The 783-nt window shown below is 25.5% G+C and carries 1 pseudogene; it reads right to left on the reverse strand.

Features of this window, described 5'->3' with window-relative positions:
* Nucleotides 1-505: 505 nt before the first annotated feature.
* Nucleotides 506-783 (reverse strand): annotated as a pseudogene (locus tag EGM88_RS15895) (hypothetical protein); the annotation flags it as partial.

Raw genomic sequence — 783 nt, forward strand, 5'->3', positions numbered from 1 at the left:
TGCATAAGTATTAATACTTACTAAACTCATTGCTGCGAAAGCTACAGCTAAACTTAATTTTTTCATAATAGTGTGTTTTTAAAATTAATTAATATTTAGTTTTATTTGTTTTGTTACATCAAATGTAGAAGAGAAATCTAAAGATATTCTTAAGATGAAGTGACATTAAATTACTTTAACTTTTTATTAAGAGTCTGTCTGTTTTTATCTATTTATAAAGATCATATAAAATGAAGAAACAGCTTAACGATAAAGTATTTGTTAAACTGTTTCAATAGAAAGTAATCAACCCAAATTTCTTTTTCTATATCTTTATTAGATAGTATTTAGTTTTATTTATTATGCCAAATGTAATATGAAATTCTAAAGATTTTCTTAAGTACTATTTTAAAATATTTACTTTAATATTTTTTTGGTTATAGTTAAAAAAAGAAACAGCTTAACTTTTAGTATTTGTTAAGCTGTTTCAGTTAAAAGCAATCAACCCAATTTGCTATTATTAATGTTATTCAACAGTATTTTCTTTTTGTTCAAGGACTTTACCTTCAGCATTAAAAAGAACTTTAATGCTAGTATCTTCTTTAGATAAAACTACCCAATAAACTTCTTGTTCATCTTTCATAGTTTTATAAGCTTTGTCGGCAGTATAATCAGCGAAGTCAGCGGTCAATGCATTTGTTACTGTTTCTGGCAATTCGCTCACTTGAATTTCAACTTTATCTTGTTGCGTGGTTTCAACAACTTCTACTACTTCTTCAACTTCTTGTGCATAAGTATTAATAC

The organism is Aureibaculum marinum (genome assembly GCF_003813905.1).
In the GTDB taxonomy this organism is placed as follows: Bacteria; Bacteroidota; Bacteroidia; order Flavobacteriales; family Flavobacteriaceae; genus Aureibaculum; species Aureibaculum marinum.